15 protein-coding genes and 1 pseudogene are annotated in these 16,297 nt (G+C 43.5%); 3 read left to right on the forward strand and 13 right to left on the reverse strand.

The genetic code is table 11. From position 1 onward, the window contains the following. The 9 genes and pseudogenes from EWV68_RS22040 to radA form a co-directional block, all read right to left on the reverse strand. Positions 1 to 81, reverse strand: a pseudogene (locus EWV68_RS22040) (Uma2 family endonuclease); the annotation flags it as partial. Positions 82 to 375: 294 nt separating this feature from the next. Next, the gene (locus EWV68_RS04400) at positions 376 to 1,305 is read right to left on the reverse strand and encodes a lysylphosphatidylglycerol synthase transmembrane domain-containing protein (protein ID WP_287168945.1); all 930 of its coding nucleotides are present in this window, start codon (positions 1,303 to 1,305) and stop codon (positions 376 to 378) included. Next, positions 1,298 to 1,756 carry a DUF29 domain-containing protein gene (locus EWV68_RS04405; protein ID WP_287168946.1) on the reverse strand — a complete coding sequence of 153 codons (459 nt, stop codon included), beginning with the start codon at positions 1,754 to 1,756 and terminating at the stop codon, positions 1,298 to 1,300. The genes EWV68_RS04400 and EWV68_RS04405 overlap by 8 nt, the downstream gene beginning before the upstream one ends. 11 nt (positions 1,757 to 1,767) lie before the next feature. Continuing rightward, positions 1,768 to 2,223, reverse strand: a complete 456-nt coding sequence (locus EWV68_RS04410; protein ID WP_287168948.1) for a DUF29 domain-containing protein — start codon at positions 2,221 to 2,223, stop codon at positions 1,768 to 1,770. A 12-nt stretch (positions 2,224 to 2,235) separates the two neighbouring features. Next, complete coding sequence (locus EWV68_RS04415; protein WP_287168949.1) at positions 2,236 to 2,691, reverse strand: DUF29 domain-containing protein; 456 nt, start codon at positions 2,689 to 2,691, stop codon at positions 2,236 to 2,238. 11 nt (positions 2,692 to 2,702) lie between these two features. Next, a complete protein-coding gene (locus EWV68_RS04420; protein ID WP_287168950.1) occupies positions 2,703 to 3,158 on the reverse strand; it encodes a DUF29 domain-containing protein in 456 nt (151 codons plus the stop codon). Between the two features lie 11 nt (positions 3,159 to 3,169). After that, positions 3,170 to 3,625 carry a DUF29 domain-containing protein gene (locus tag EWV68_RS04425; protein ID WP_147072330.1) on the reverse strand — a complete coding sequence of 152 codons (456 nt, stop codon included), beginning with the start codon at positions 3,623 to 3,625 and terminating at the stop codon, positions 3,170 to 3,172. A 72-nt stretch (positions 3,626 to 3,697) separates the two neighbouring features. Then, entirely contained in the window at positions 3,698 to 3,799 is a 102-nt protein-coding gene (gene petL, locus EWV68_RS04430) for a cytochrome b6-f complex subunit PetL (RefSeq protein WP_287168951.1), read from the reverse strand. A gap of 45 nt (positions 3,800 to 3,844) precedes the next feature. Then, positions 3,845 to 5,371 (reverse strand): DNA repair protein RadA, encoded by a 1,527-nt coding sequence (gene radA / locus EWV68_RS04435; protein WP_287168953.1) that lies wholly within the window; start codon positions 5,369 to 5,371, stop codon positions 3,845 to 3,847. 233 nt (positions 5,372 to 5,604) lie between these two features. Here radA and rpaB point away from each other — a divergent pair, with 233 nt between their 5' ends. Then, positions 5,605 to 6,333: a response regulator transcription factor RpaB gene (gene rpaB / locus EWV68_RS04440; protein ID WP_002781934.1), complete on the forward strand. Its 729-nt coding sequence runs from the start codon at positions 5,605 to 5,607 to the stop codon at positions 6,331 to 6,333. 9 nt (positions 6,334 to 6,342) lie between these two features. Next, positions 6,343 to 6,984 (forward strand): cofactor assembly of complex C subunit B, encoded by a 642-nt coding sequence (locus tag EWV68_RS04445; RefSeq protein ID WP_287168954.1) that lies wholly within the window; start codon positions 6,343 to 6,345, stop codon positions 6,982 to 6,984. Positions 6,985 to 7,151: 167 nt separating this feature from the next. On the opposite strand, the gene EWV68_RS04450 is transcribed toward EWV68_RS04445, so the two are convergent. The 3 genes from EWV68_RS04450 to EWV68_RS04460 all read right to left on the reverse strand — a co-directional run bounded on the left by EWV68_RS04450 (position 7,152) and on the right by EWV68_RS04460 (position 13,430). Continuing rightward, positions 7,152 to 9,803, reverse strand: coding sequence for a DNA methyltransferase (locus EWV68_RS04450; protein ID WP_287168955.1), 2,652 nt, complete (start codon positions 9,801 to 9,803; stop codon positions 7,152 to 7,154). Between the two features lie 31 nt (positions 9,804 to 9,834). Continuing rightward, entirely contained in the window at positions 9,835 to 12,468 is a 2,634-nt protein-coding gene (cphA, locus tag EWV68_RS04455; RefSeq protein ID WP_287168956.1) for a cyanophycin synthetase, read from the reverse strand. A 107-nt stretch (positions 12,469 to 12,575) separates the two neighbouring features. Next, on the reverse strand, positions 12,576 to 13,430 hold the full coding sequence (locus EWV68_RS04460; RefSeq protein WP_061433142.1) for a cyanophycinase: 855 nt from the start codon (positions 13,428 to 13,430) through the stop codon (positions 12,576 to 12,578). 373 nt (positions 13,431 to 13,803) lie between these two features. Here EWV68_RS04460 and trmD point away from each other — a divergent pair, with 373 nt between their 5' ends. Next, positions 13,804 to 14,499: a tRNA (guanosine(37)-N1)-methyltransferase TrmD gene (trmD, locus tag EWV68_RS04465; protein WP_002798887.1), complete on the forward strand. Its 696-nt coding sequence runs from the start codon at positions 13,804 to 13,806 to the stop codon at positions 14,497 to 14,499. A 24-nt stretch (positions 14,500 to 14,523) separates the two neighbouring features. On the opposite strand, the gene EWV68_RS04470 is transcribed toward trmD, so the two are convergent. Further along, positions 14,524 to 16,020, reverse strand: coding sequence for a serine/threonine-protein kinase (locus tag EWV68_RS04470; protein ID WP_287168957.1), 1,497 nt, complete (start codon positions 16,018 to 16,020; stop codon positions 14,524 to 14,526). Between the last annotated feature and the right edge of the window lie 277 nt (positions 16,021 to 16,297).

Consider the following 16,297-nt stretch of genomic DNA (forward strand, 5'->3'; position numbering starts at 1 on the left):
GGGGGGTTCCCAGAAGTCCTCGAAATCTTCTTCTATCAGTGCCGGAGAGGTGGCAGTTTCGTCGCTTTTGGCAATCGTCATTTTTTCGGCCTCTCTAGGTGGGAGTATCCATGTTTTTGCTGATTATTGATCCTATGTTACATCAGAATTTAGGAGTGAGGAGATAGATGTTAGGAGTTGAGAAAATTATCTCCGCTTAACAATGATCAAAACTTTTCTTCTGGGTGCGTTATACTGGGCTAACACACCCGACTAATACTAAATCCGTTGAGTATAGGCTACATATCAGGAGAGGCAATAGGCACTCTTGCAATAGGCAAAAGGAGCAATAGATAATCAGTTTTTAATAACCAGATTTAGTATAATATCCTTAAGCTAACCAAAAAACTTGGCTTTATCTTTAACTAATTTTGTCCCGATTCCGGCGGCAATGACTTCGGAGAGAATGCTAATTAAACGATAGATAGCAACGGTGATAAGTACGTTAGCGGCGGGAAAGTTTTCTGTGTCTAAAAGTGCGATCACTGTAGCTTCAAACACTCCTAATCCCCCCGGCGCTCCGGGGACAACTAAACCCAATAACCAAGCAAAACTAAAGGTTCCTAAGAGGGGTAAAATCTGAGCGGTGGTAATCATTTTTAACACCATCCAAGCTAAAATAAAACCCGCACCGCGCCACAATAAAAATCCAGTTTCACCCAGGAGAGGTACAAGAGGATATTTAGTTAGATAAACAGGTTCTTGAGCAATCTTTTTCTTTTGGCTAAGGATTTTCAGAGGATAATTTAAAAATTTGGGATGAATGCTGATTAAAATTAATCCTAAAACTAATATCTGTATCCCTAGACTTGAGCTAGATTTCATCCAACCTAAACCACTACCAATTACTGCTATAGCTAAGGCTGCACACACCAGCAATAAAAGTTCTAATAAAACGCTTAAACTAGCGGTTCCCCAATCACTTCCTGCTTTATTAATTGCCACGATGCGAGCATAAAAGTGACCGATATTACCGGGTAGATATTTTCCTAAATTGGTAATCATATAGATGCCAATTCCTGTGGAGGTTTTAATCGGTTGTTGATAGCTTTTGAGTATCCATGTCCACACCCATCCTGCCCAAATTTGAGCGATAACAGTGGTTACAAGTGCCAAGAAAAGAAATAACCAACCATGATTTTCAATTCTAACTGAGGTGACGTTATCCCAGTTATTTTTAAGATTGCTGAGAACAAAAAATAAGGTTCCCCCAATAATCAGCCAACGTAGAAACTTTTTCAGCATTTCATTTTTTCCTTTATTCATTTTCTGGGGGGAACCAATCGAGATCAAGAAGATTTTCTAAACTGTAGGGACATTCCCCAGGAAAACTAACTTGATTATCGGTTTTTTCTCTAACATAATTTAAAGCTTTCTGGTAAATACGAGGTAATTCTTGAGTGAGATAATTGCGGAGATTAGTAGTTAAATAAGTGTCGATCTGGTTTTTGAAATTGACGATTTCTGAACGCCAATGACTAGGATTATATTTTCTCTTGACTGTCCAAAATTGTAGCAGTAAATAATGTCTAATAATTTGCTCTAATAAACTAGCAACACGAAACTTTTTTTCGTTTCCCAAATCTTCTAACTCCTCGATTAAATTATCTAAATCTAAAGCGTCAAATCTTTTAGCCTTGAGCAGTTCTATGGTTTCTTCCAACCAGAGGGAATCATCAATCTCGTAGAGAGTTTTTAAGTCGGGAATAACAGTCATTATCATCTCCTTTATTCGTAAGGTGGTAGCCAATTGGGATCGAGAATTTCTTCTAAACTGTAGGGACAAGTATTAGGGAAAGTCACTTGATTTTTTGTCTTTTTTCTCACATAACGGATTGCCTTCTGATAAATATTATCAAATTCTTGTTCTAAATATTTCCGTAAACTTGCCGTTAGGTAGGTATTTAATTGATCTTGAAAATTTACCAGTTCTGATTCCCAATGACTTTGATTATATTCTCTTTCCCTTGTCCAAAATTGCAGTAACAAAGCATGACGAATAATTTGCTGTAAAAAACTAGCAACACGAAACTTTTTTTCGTTTCCCAAGTCTTCTAATTCCTCGATTAAATTGTCTAAATCTAAAGCGTCAAATCTTCTCGCTTTTAAGAGTTCGATAGTTTCTTCCAACCAGAGGGAATCATCAATCTCGTAGAGAGTTTTTAAGTCGGGAATAACAGTCATTTTTTATCTCCTTTATTCGTATGGTGGTAGCCAATTGGGATCGAGAAGTTCTTCTAAACTGTAGGGACAAGTATTAGGGAAAGTAACTTTATTTTTTGTCTTTTTCCGCACAAAGAAAACTGCATCTTCATAAATGTTAGTTAATTCATTTTGTAAATAATTACGGAGATTGGTGGTTAAGCGTCTTTTTAGCTGAATTTGAAAGTTGACTATTTCTAACTCCCAGTGATCCTGATTATATGCTCTTGCCTCTGTCCAAAACTGTAGGAGTAAAAAATGTCTAATAATTTGCTCTAATAAACTGGCAACACGAAACTTTTTTTCGTTTCCCAAGTCTTCTAATTCCTCGATTAAGTTTTCTAAATCTAAAGCGTCAAATCTTCTCGCTTTCAAGAGTTCGATAGTTTCTTCCAACCAGAGGGAATCATCAATCTCGTAGAGAGTTTTTAAGTCGGGAATAACAGTCATTATCATCTCCTTTATTCGTAAGGTGGTAGCCAATTGGGATCGAGAAGTTCTTCTAAACTGTAGGGACAAGTATCGGGAAAGTTGACTTTATTATCGGTTTTTTGACGAACATATCGCACGGACTCAAAGTAAATTTGCTCAAATTCCTGTTCTAGATATTTGCGAAGATTTGTAGTTAAATAGCGCTTTAACTGATATTGAAAACTGACTATCTCTGCTTGCCAATGAGCCTGATTATATTTTCTTTCACTTGTCCAAAATTGTAATAATAAACAATGTCTAATAATTTGCTGTAAAAAACTAGCAACACGAAACTTTTTCTCGTTTCCCAAGTCTTCTAATTCCTCGATTAAATTGTCTAAATCTAAAGCGTCAAATTTTTTTGTTTTTAAGAGTTTGATGGTTTCTTCCAACCAGAGGGAATCATCAATCTCGTAGAGAGTTTTTAAGTCGGGAATAACAGTCATTATCATCTCCTTTATTCGTAAGGTGGTAGCCAATTAGGAGCGAGCAGTTCTTCTAAACTGTAGGGACAAGTATCAGGAAAGTTGACTTTATTATCGGTTTTTTGACGAAGATAGCGAAGGGCTTTTTCATAAATAGTTGCCAAATTATGTTCTAGATAATTTCTTAAATTAGTCGTCAAATAAGTATTAAGTTCATCTTTAAAATTGATAATTTCTGAACGCCAATGAGCCTGATTATATTCTCTTTCACTTGTCCAAAATTGTAATAATAAACAATGTCTAATAATTTGCTGTAAAAAACTAGCAACACGAAACTTTTTCTCGTTTCCCAAGTCTTCTAACTCCTCGATCAAGTTTTCTAAATCTAAAGCGTCAAAATTTTTCGCCTTGAGCAGTTCGATAGTTTCTTCTAACCAGAGAGAATCATCAATTTCGTAGAGAGTTTTTAAGTCTAGAATAACAGTCATTTTTTATCTCCCCTAGAATTGGCAATAGTGACCAGTTAAACCGATCACTAAAGCTTTTTTACTGTTTATATACTAGATAATTTTAGCGGCGCGCAGACCGAAAAAGAGACCGAGGGCAATTCCGCTAAAAACGATCAGATAACCCGCCAAAGCAGCAACAGCTAACACAGACATGGTGAAAATCTCCCAAGTAATTTAATCTTTTTTAGCATTGTACCGTTATTCTTGCCCTTCCCCTTCCTCCTCTTCTATATCTTCCCCAAAGCGCTGCTGGGGGGGGATTGCGGCGACAATTGCCTCGATTACCTTGCCGACTGGAACAATTTCTAAGCCCACATCTTCGGGATAAACTTGACCTCTAGGGACAATCGCCCGTTTAAAGCCCAATTTAGCCGCTTCTTTTAATCTTAGTTCCATTTGCGACACTAGGCGCACTTGTCCGCCTAATCCCACTTCCCCGATTAAGACTGTGCGCGGATCCACGACTCGATCGCGAAAACTGGCGACAACAGCGATCGCAACTCCCAGATCCGCCGCCGGTTCTTCCACTCCCAACCCTCCTGCGGAGGCAACATAGGCATCTAATTTCGATAAAGGAATGCCGACGCGCTTTTCTAAAACGGCGAGAATTTGCTGTAATCGGTTGTATTCTATGCCCGTGGTCGATCTTCGCGGGGAAGCGTAGCTGGTGGGGCTAACTAATGCCTGTAACTCCACCACAATCGGGCGTGTACCTTCACAGGCTACCACCGTCGCCGTACCGGGGGAAAATTCGTCGCGATTGCCTAAAAACAATTCTGAGGGGTTTTCCACTTCCACCAAACCGTGATCCACCATCTCGAAAATACCGATCTCATGGGTTGCCCCAAAACGGTTTTTCACGGATCTTAAGAGACGATGGGAGGCATAGCGATCGCCTTCAAAATATAACACCGTATCGACCAAATGTTCCAAAACTCGCGGACCGGCGATCGCCCCTTCTTTAGTCACATGACCGACAATTAATAAAGTAATATTCTCCCGTTTTGCCACCTGCATCAAGGCGGAGGTACATTCGCGAACTTGGGCGACAGATCCCGGTGCGGAAGTTAACGCCCCAAAATAAAGAGTTTGAATACTGTCAATTACCGCCACCTGTGGGCGTAGAGATTCTAATTCTCGCAAAATTTCCTCTAAATCGGTTTCTGGCAGAACATAGAGATGATTATCGAGTTCTGCGATTGATTCGGAGGCTTTTTTCTCCTTGCCATTGCCATTATTTTCCGACTCCACGGCAACCACTCCCACCCCCAAACGGGCAGCCCGCAGTTTAATCTGTTGTCCCGATTCTTCGGCGGAAACGTAGAGGATGCGCGGTAATCTTTGGGCGAGTTGGTTGGTAACTTGCAGTAAAAGCGTCGATTTGCCGATACCCGGATCGCCGCCGATTAGTACAAGAGAACCGGGGACGATGCCACCACCGAGGACGCGATCAAATTCCCCGTAACCGGAGGGAAAACGTTCCTGTTCATACTGGGTAATTTCCGAGAAGCGAACCGAGATGCGCGGTTGGGGGTTGCGTTGCCCTTTGCCGTTATTTGAGCGACTATTTTGCCATCCTGGGCGATTTACCGCCGGATTATTGCCACCAGCTACCACTTGTTCTTCTAGCGTCCCGTAGGTGTCACAACTGGGGCATTTTCCCAACCATTGGGGAGATTCCGCCCCACAAGCACTACAGATATATATTGTTCGCGATTTCGCCATGTTTTTTAAGAAAAGTTGAAGAAAAGTGGTTTGGGGATTAATTCTCTTGTCAAATTTAATTAAGTATGATATAGGGGAAGCAAGACCCTAAAGTTATTGATAATTGCCATAAAAGAAATAAAATAGGAAATTTAGGCTTAATGATAACGGCAAAAGGATATTCTATAAACAGGAACGCTCGTTATTTAACTTTAAAATTCATCACACTATTTAACTAAGGAGTGTTAATTCAGTTGGAGAACCAGAAGGAAAAAATTCTCGTTGTTGATGATGAAGCCAGCATCCGTCGTATCTTAGAGACTCGTTTGTCGATGATTGGTTATGAAGTCGTCACCGCCGCCGACGGAGAGGAAGCTTTAGAAACCTTCCGCACCGCCGAACCCGATTTAGTGGTTTTGGATGTGATGATGCCGAAATTAGACGGTTACGGTGTCTGTCAGGAACTCCGCAAAGAATCGGATATTCCTATCATTATGTTAACGGCTTTGGGGGATGTGGCCGATCGAATTACCGGGCTAGAATTGGGCGCGGATGACTATGTAGTTAAACCTTTTTCTCCCAAAGAACTCGAAGCGCGGATTCGTTCGGTGTTGCGTCGGGTAGAGAAAAATGGCGCCCCGGGGATTCCCAGTTCTGGTGTGATTCATATCGGTTCAATTAAAATCGATACCAATAAACGCCAAGTTTATAAGGGGGATGAACGCATCCGTCTGACCGGTATGGAATTTAGTTTACTAGAATTATTGGTCAGTCGATCGGGAGAAGCTTTTTCGCGCTCGGAAATCCTTCAGGAAGTTTGGGGTTATACCCCCGAACGTCATGTGGATACGCGGGTGGTAGATGTGCATATTTCCCGTTTACGAGCTAAATTAGAGGATGATCCCAGCAATCCTGAGTTAATTCTCACCGCTAGAGGTACAGGCTATCTTTTTCAACGTATTCTAGAACCAGACGAGGAATAGTTCTCAGCTATGGCACAAGCTGATCCCAATCGTATTTTAAGACTGTTACCCCTGTTCGCCGGCATCGTCGGGGGTACGGTATTAATGTTTAATCGTTTTGCCACTGCCGATTTAACCCCATCGCAAGCGCGTTCCGATGTGATGGGAGTGATTTTGAGTGGGGTTTTAATTTTGGTGGGTTTAATCTGGCAAAGAGTTCAACCCCGCTTACCGGATGCTGTGGAATTAATCGGGCGCGAAGGCCTGGAATTTGCCCCAGATTTGCCAGAACCGGTTAAAATTGAGCTTGCTTGGGCCTCCCATTTACTTTTAACCAACACCGTGACAAAATCTCTGATCGTTTATTATCGGGGAAAAGTTTTATTACGTCGCGGTATCTTAAGCCAGAATTCTGAAGTTAAAGTTAGTAATATTATCAAAAGAGTTTTAGAAACGGGTAAGGCCGTTTATTTAGTTAATTTAAATTTATATCCCGCTAAAATCGAGTTTGACTATTTGCCAGAAAACACCCAAGGCTTAATCTGTCAACCCATCGGTAAGGAAGGGGTGTTAATTTTGGCGGCAAATGCGCCGCGCAGTTATACTAAACAAGATGAAATTTGGATCGAGGGAATTGCTGATAAATTAGCCGACACTTTCAGTCAGTTTTAGACGATTTCAGTAAGATTTAAGAATTTGGTTAAGATGAGAGTAAACAGTTAGCGATCGACCTGTAGCTACAGCAGTTATCTCAATGGTGAGATAGCTATACTTTGCCGGCGGCGATCGAAGCTTTTAAAAATCGTTAACTGATGCCAAGCTGAATATTTTCTGGAATTTTATTCCTCTCCGGAGACTTCCAATGACTCTGCCAGTGAATTATCTTCAATTTCTATCTCATCAATTGTATCATCAGTTAAGCCCAACTCTTTCTTGGCGAACACGCGCCTTGCACGACGATCAAGAATTTTGATAATATTGGTTCTATCTTGTTTAATTGCATCAATGTCTTCTTTTTGTATCAACACCATATAGTATCTCGATACTTCCATCATTCGATAAGCATACTGAAAAGCGTCTCTAGTAAATTCACCAGTAGTCACAATCATAACTACGTCAGACCCTGTTACGAAGGTCATACCAACTTCTTTGGCTAATACTTCTACATCTACTCGCTTTGTATTTTTACACTGAATTTGCCAACGATGATCAACAAAGCGGTCTGATGCTGCCAGAACATCTACTTCACCCTGTCCAGTTTCATAGTCTCTTTTCCGCCATTTTGTGAATCTAAGACTGGTTAGACGAATCATCCAAATCGCCAGCAGTTCAAGAGCTTTACCTTTAATATGTTTGTCGGGATTATCTAGGTCATTAACAACATCTTCAAAACTTCGATTTAGCTCGGTTTGGGAGATTTCTGTAATATCGGATATAGATTGTAATAATCTAGATAACAGTTCCATCTGTGATTTCTCGGTAAGCTTGACAAGATTAGGTTTCGCTCCTCGTCCACCAGTCGTTTTCTCAGTTGCAATTAAGCCGACTTTTACTAAAGGTTGAATAATATCCTGAACAAAAGATTTCGAGGGGAATCGTATTTTATAAACACTGGTGGCGTATCTGGTAATTTTATTCCACTCGGTTAGCTCAGTAATCGCCATCTGAAGCATAGCCAGTAAAAAATATTTTTGTTCGGAACTAAGAGTATAAAGCTCGTCAATATAGTCTTGATCGAGTTCCAATAGATCATAGACTCGATCCCAGTTAATCTCATAACTTTTCTCTAGGACTTTAGCTTCTTGTAACCATTGTCTCATCGTACTAACATAAGTACAATTGGTCGAGAGTGAATACCCCATTTCTTGAAGTTCGTAAGCGATGATTTCTAGCTGGGGTTTATCTCCCCTGCTATTAATTGCTTCTATCGCTTTTATTAGGGACATTCCAGTTAGGTTAACAAGAATATGGCGAGCAAAAATTGTGAAAACTGTCTCACTATCTTGTTGATTGTCTAATATTTCATTAGCGATATCCGTGAGTCGATACTGCCAATCATCACCATCAATTGATTCAACCAACTTATAAGCACGAAGGGAAAGAAATGTATTCATGGCAAGTTTGCCGCGATTCTCTCCTTTCTGGAGAGCATTTTGGCTGGAATAGCCGGCATAATAACGTTTAGCAATCTCATCCTGAAGCACCCGACGATCAGGAAGACAATCAGAACAAAGTTGTACTAATTCAGATACTTGAAATTGCTTAGGAGAAAACTGGTCGCCGTAGGTAAATCTGATGATTTTTTTGTCTGTCATACTATCATCGCTGGCAGGAAACAAATCTAACTGAACAAAAGGTTTTTGAGTATCCATGGTCAAGCTTTTGTCAAGACAATCATTAGCCAGTTCTAAGGCTCGTGCTTTAAGAGTTTTTCTATCCTTTATAGGAGCTACGACCAAAGGAGCATCTTGTTCAAATCGAAACTGCGACGCTATCATATAATCTTCATTTAATTCAAACGCTAACCAACGACGCTCAAGGGTTTCAGCTACTCGTCCTGTCATGTTTGAACCAGCAAAAGGATCGAGAACTAAATCACCAGGCTCAGTACAGAGACTAATAACAAATTCGGGTAAAGCTTGCGGAAATCTAGCAGGATGGGGTTTCACCCCTTCTTCCTTACATCTTCTTTGATAGTAATCATTAGATGCCGTGTTAGAAGCAGATATAACATTTACTGGCTGCCCTAAATCATTCTCTAAAATCCAGTTGAACTCTCCTAGGACTGGACTACCTATAGAGGCGCCTCTTTCCTGAATAGAATCAGTAATAATATTTGGGGGAATAGCTCCTCCTCGGTCATTCTGAAATTTAGTAGAAATATCATGTCCTGACGGACGCAGTTTTGCCTCATAGCCATTTTTAATCAGGTTTTTCATTGCCTCGCTATAAGGCCGTAAAACTCTCTTGTTGTTTGCTTTCGGGTGCGGCTCCTTCGATAACCACCAAACGGTATTGACAGCATCCTTGACTCGTTCCCTCCTGACTGTCACCCATTCTGCGGGGGTAGGAAGTTTGGCTGGATTATACCAAAAAAGTTCTTGGGCGAGAAAAAAACCTAGTCCACCTTCTAATCTCGGTTTACAAAGTTCTATAACTAACTCGAAATGATACAGAGAACGCACGGGAAAACCTTTAAGCCAACTACCACCAATATCTATAACTAGGGAGCCTTTGGGCTTGAGAATACGATAAAATTCACCGGCAAATATTTTAAACCATTCAACGTAATCATCAGCGTCCACATTGCCATACTCTTTTTTTCTTACTAAGGCAAAAGGTGGGGAAGTACAAATCAAATCGACACTCTCATCCGGCAACTCCCCCATCAGTGTCAGGCTATTACCCAAATAAGCGGAACCAAGCCGAGTCTCATAATAGGGATTTCGGCTGATTTTGATTAAACCATCGTACTCAGTAACAATTGGCACTACTTTATTTTCTAGCTATTTTTCCCAACTTCTAACCCTGATTATCGGTCAGGGGTCGATGTTTCTCGATCAAATCGATCGCCTGGGTGACACTTTCCGGGAAAATTACCACTAAACCACCCTCGGAAACCGTGCTTAAAGCCTTCTCTAAAGCTTCCGTTTCATCGAGAATAACTTCCGGACGCAAACTGGCATTTTCTTGGCTAATTCCCCTGAGAATTAAATCCGCCACTTCCCCCCGGCGGCGACCGCGAGTATCGTTATCTTCCTTAACAATAATTCGATCGAACATAAGCGCCGATAATTTCCCTAATAAAATTAAATCATCATCGCGTCGATCGCCAGGTCCCCCGACCACGCCGACTTTTTCCCCGGACCAATTGCCGACAAAACCGCCGACGGCTTCGTATCCGGCGGGATTATGGGCATAATCGATTAAAGCGTGATGGTGTCCCAAGTCAAACAGGTTCATCCTGCCGGGGGTCTGGGCGACGGAAGGTTTAAAGGTCCGCACCCCTTGGCGAATTAACTCGATATCGATACCCTGCACAAAAGTCGCTAAACAGGCGGCCAGGGCGTTAGCAATCATAAAAGGAGCCATTCCCTGCATAGTCACGGGAATATTGACCGCTTCCTCGATTCTCAGCGTCCATTCTCCCTCTAGAATCGACAGATAGCCATTCTCATAAATGGCGGCCATGCCACCGCGACGGATATGGTCGTGAATAATCGGGTTATCGGGACTCATGGAAAAATAAGCCACTCTTCCCTTGACTTTTTCGGCCATACTAACGGTCAAGGGGTCATCGGCATTTAAAACCGCGTAACCCTCGGCGCTAACCACCTCGGCCACAACGCTTTTTACCTTCGCCATCTGTTCGATGGTGTCGATATCACCGATACCCAAATGGTCGGCGGCCACATTTAACACCACCCCCACATCACATTGATTAAAAGCTAAACCCGATCGCAGGATACCACCCCGGGCCGTTTCTAACACGGCAATCTCCACCGTGGGATCCTTCAAAATCATACTGGCACTGTAAGGACCGGTGTTATCGCCCTTTTCTACCAGATAATCATCGATATATACGCCGTCCGTCGTGGTAAATCCGACTACTTTCCCTGTTTGTCGGCAAATATGAGAAATTAAGCGGCTAGTGGTGGTTTTGCCGTTAGTTCCCGTAATCGCCAGAATTGGCACGCGACTGGGAGTCCCGGGGGGGAATAACATATCGATAACTGGGGCGGCGATATTGCGAGGTAAACCGCGACTAGGGGCGACGTGCATCCGAAAACCGGGGGCGGCGTTGACTTCTACGATCACCCCGTCCACTTCTTTCAGGGGTTTGCGGATATCATCTGTCACCACATCGATACCGGCAATGTCCAAACCGATTAATTTTGCCACTCTTTGGGCGATCCAGACGTTTTCGGGGTGAATTTCGTCGGTACGATCCACGGCGATGCCGCCGGTGCTTAAATTAGCGGTGGCCCGCAGATAGGCGATCGCTCCTTGGGGTAAAATGCTGGTTAATTCATAGCCCTGTTTTCCTAGCACATTAAGGGCGGTTTTGTCAATGGTTATTTTAGTTAAAACGTTGGCATGACCGTCACCCCGGTTGGGATCCTGATTAGTAATTTCGATTAATTCTTCTACAGTTGAGCGCCCATCACCGACGACGTGAGCGGGGATCCGTTCGGCCACGGCGGCAACTTTGCCATTGATGACTAAAATTCGGTGATCACTGCCTTTATAGTACCTTTCTACGATCACGCTGCGGGTTTTCGAGGCGGCACTGGCTATATCATAGGCTTCCTCTGCTTCCTGTTGATTTTTAACATCGATGCTGATGCCCCGGCCGTGGTTGCCATCGAGGGGTTTAATCACGATGGGAAATCCTCCCACTTCCTCGATTGCCGCTGACAATTCATCCAAGTATTGAATCACCGTACCCCGGGGGACGGGAATGCCACCATCCTTGAGGATAGTTTTCGTGCCTTCCTTGTCACAGGCCAACTCAACGGCTAAAATCCCCGAAAAACTGCTTAAAGTGGCTTGAATGCGCTTTTGGTGAACGCCATAGCCCAACTGCACCATGGAACGAGCGCTCAGGAGTAACCAAGGAATATTTCTAGCTTGTGCTTCTTTGACGATGGTTTCGGTACTCGGACCAAGGGCAGCATTATTGCATAAATCGCGTAAATCGGCTAAATCCTGGGCCAATTCTTCCTGAGGATAGGTTCCCGTATCGACAATTGATTGACACAAACGCACGGCAGCCCGACCCGCATAACGTCCCGCTTGCTCGTCAACGTACTCAAACACCACGTTATAGACTCCGGGGGTGGAGGTGGCTCTAGTGCGACCAAACCCGACGGGAGTTCCCGCCAGTTCCTGCAATTCTAGGGCGATATGTTCGATAATATGGCCCATATAAGTACCAGTGCGGACTCGTTCAAAGAAACCGCCGCGATAACCGGGGGAGCAGTAATGTTCGACTAAACTGGGCAGAACGTCGATTAATCCCTCGTAAAAGCCTGGGATTTCATTCGATGGCTTCTCTGCGAGATCTTCGAGATCCAGACGCATAACAATGAGCTTGTCGCGACGAATACTCCAGTAGTTGGGACCGCGCAGGGTTTGGGTTCTGAGAATTTTCATGATATAGCTGATGTTCGCTGTTGAGAAGCACAAAGAAGGCGTTGTTTATTGTCTGGTTTTCCGAGATTAGTAAACTGTTCATCGTGAACAGTTTTTCAGGAGTTTTTTTAACCCAATTTAGCGATCACTTGCTGTTTTTTGAGATGATAGCCATCACCGTAGGCAAGAATATGTACCCGCAGATTATGCAGACTCAGGGGTTCGTTAGCGGTGACGTGATGGTGGTTGGTGTGGGACATTGCCCTGGCATCAATTACCGTCACTGTACCGCAGCCGATTACCGTCATCGTGCCATCCCGTTCAAACATAGCGCAGGTATCCTCATCGATGCCAATTCCTAAACGTTCGGGATAACCGGAGATAGCGCTCATTAACCGAGCCATGCGGTTGCGATTGTGGAAGTGTTGATCGACAATGACTTCAGGAATCAGACCTAATCCCATGGCCATATCCACTAGGGCGCGATTGGGTGCTTCCCCGCTGCTGCCCCCAGCAATCATGTGATGACCCATAACGGCAGCCCCGGCGCTAGTTCCGGCCAGGGTGAGTTCTCCCTGTTGCACTCTTTGTCTGATTCTTTCCATCAGGGGAGTATCGGAGAGCAAACCGCATAAACGCAGCTGGTCGCCTCCGGTCATAAATACACCTGTACACTCTTCGATGTAGGCCTGGAATTGGGGGTCTTCTCCCTGTACACGATCGCGAATATCGATAACTTTGACGTATTTTGCCCCCATTTCCTCGAAAATCTTCTGATAGCGATCGCCGATTAAAACCGGTTCTCTGGAAGCGGAGGGAACAATAGCGATCACTGCTTCGCTACCCCCGGCGCGATTCCAAAAGGTGTGCAGTATCTCTTTACCGTGGACTTTATCCTCGGCACCACCAATGACTAAAATCGCCGTTTTGAGAGATATGGGGGTAGGATTTTCGTGGTGTTGGGTTTCTAGCTCGATGATCATGTCACTGAACGAATAGACATTTTTAGGGATGGAAGGTTTTTCGGGAAGATGGACAAGTATTTTAATGTTATTTTCCCTGAACGGTTGACGGAAAAAAATGCGGTTTAGGAATATTTTTCGGGACATCAAGCAATAGTAGAGGCGATTTTAGCAATTTTCTTCGATCCACTGGCAATGACGGACTGTTAGTTAACTTTAAGTCTAGGCTAGACTTCGATCACTCAAGCTAGAGCCAGAAAAACCCCTAGACAGTACAGCATAGTCTATCATGTTATCGAGATAGACTAGCGCCAAATTAGCAAGATTTTAACCGATCGAACCGTGACAAAATGATACATTAAACACTATCCCAGTCTAGGCCTTAATTTTCCCCGTGCAGTTTGACATTATTACTCTCTTTCCCGATTTTTTTACTTCACCGCTGCAGTCGGGGTTGTTGGCAAAAGCTCTCGAACGCGACATCGCTAGGGTAAATTTGGTCAATCTCCGGGATTTTGCCCACGATAAACACCGTCGTGTCGATGATGAACCCTATGGTGGTGGTGTGGGAATGTTATTAAAACCAGAGCCAATTTTTGAGGCGATCGAGTCTTTAGAAATTTTACCACCCCGGGAGATCGTGCTGATGACTCCCCAGGGGGAACCTCTCCATCAAGCTTTACTGAAAACTTGGGCCGGTAGTTATCAGCAGTTAATTCTCATCTGTGGCCATTATGAAGGGGTAGATGAGCGGGTTTGTGAGCATTTGGTGACTAGAGAGGTATCTTTAGGGGATTTTGTCCTAACTTGTGGGGAAATCCCTGCTTTAGCGATTATTAACGGGGTGACGCGGTTGTTACCTGGGACGGTAGGTAAGGCAGAATCGTTGAAATTGGAGAGTTTTGAGGCAGGTTTATTGGATTATCCCCAATATACCCGGCCGCCGGTCTTTCGCGGTTGGCAAGTGCCGCCGGTTTTGCGATCGGGTAATCATCAGGATATCGCTGATTGGCGCTATCAACAACAACTCGATCGCACTAAGGAACGTCGTCCGGATATCTGGCAAAAATGGCTAGAGGAACAGGATTAATCCCCCAAAATGCTGGCTCGCTGCCTACAATTTCAGGTGATTAAGGGCTAAATTCCGTTGTTGGAGAGCGAATTGATGGCTAGGCTCTAGTTGTAGGGTTTGGTTAAAAGAAACCACTGCTTCCGAGAAACATTTTAACTTGTAGAGACAACAACCCCGTTGATACCATGCCTCAGCCTTTTGGGATTGTAACTGTAAAGCCTTATTATAAGCGGCGACCGCTTCACTGAGTCGTTCTAATTCCCGTAAAGCTTCGCCTTTGCTAAACCAAACATTAGCATCGGATTTAATGGCCAGGGCCTGATTATAAGCCGCTATACCTTCGGCATAACGTTGCATCCGACAGAAAATCATGCCTTTGTAATGCCATGCTTCCAGATAATCTGGCTGCAGTTGAATCGCCTTATCCAAAGATGCGATCGCATCACTGATTTGTCGTAAATTAGCTAAAGCGATGCCGCGATAAAACCAAGCCCGAGCATTATTAGTCTCTAATTGAATTACCTGATTAAAAGACCCTAAAGCTTCAGGAAAACGCCCTAATCGTTGCAAGGCCAGACCGCGATTATACCAGGCATTGACAAAATTGGGCTTTTTCCGCAGGGACTGCTGATACAATTGAACTGCTTCGCGATGCTGCCCCAAATCGAGATGCGCGTTACCGCGATAAAACAACTCCTCTGCTGAAATTTCCCGCACTAAAGCTTGTTGCTGACGCAATTGCAGTAACTCTTTTATGGCATCTAAAACTTCTGCTGCCGAGGGAAAGCGTTGGCGCCAGTCATAACGGGTCATTTTATCGATAATAACTGCTAGATCATCTCTAACATCGGCCTGATCGCGCCAAGCGATTTCTCCGGTTTCGGCATCTTCGGGAAATTGCGTCGGTTTGAGACCAGTCAAGGCTTGAATAGCGATGATTCCCACGGCATAGACATCGCTAGACAATCGCGGTTTATTTTGCGCCTGTTCACTAGGCATATAGCCAGGGGTGCCAATCCCAATGGACACACTGGTCTGTTTTGCTTTTAGCCATTGAGTCCCCACTTGTTTGACTCCGCCAAAGTCGATTAAAACTAGCTTGCCCTCTTGGCGACGGATAATATTATGGGGTTTGATATCTCGGTGAATAATGTTATTTTGATGGACAAAAGCGAGAACTTCCAAGATATCTTTTAATAACCGAATTACCTGACTCTCTTCTAAACGCTTACCCTTAGAGATTTCCTGACTAAGATCGTGACCATCGATAAATTCTTGAACGATATAAAAAGACTTATTTTCCTGAAAACTGGCGAAAAATTGCGGTATTTGAGGATGATGGCCGAGTTTTTCTAAAGCTCTGGCCTCACTCTCAAATAATCCTATAGTAACTTCGTTAACCACTTGGGGGATTAACTGTTTGACCACACATTGAGGACGGCCGGGGCGATAGTTATCTTGGGCTAAAAAAGTTTGACCGAAAGCCCCTTGACTTAGAGGTTTAATAACCTGGTAACGTCCCCCGATAATTAGTTTCATGGTAGCGATAGGATTATCTTTACCCTAGAGCAGCTTGACGGGACGGTTAACAGCCAAAGGGGTTAACTTGCTCATGCCCATCTTGCCAGTCAATTGACATATTACCAAAAAATTGGGTTTAAAGCCTCGCCCTTTGAGGGCGACTTGATCTGATGTATGATATTAAGAATAGGGGGCCGGGTAAGCAACCGCTTAAAAAACCCAGTCATCAACCGATGAACGCACCTTGAAAACTAGAGTTATGGGGTTCTCTAGGGGAATGCTCCTATAGGTAAAA

It is taken from the genome of Microcystis sp. M_QC_C_20170808_M9Col, assembly GCF_007095495.1.
Lineage (GTDB): Bacteria > Cyanobacteriota > Cyanobacteriia > Cyanobacteriales > Microcystaceae > Microcystis > Microcystis aeruginosa.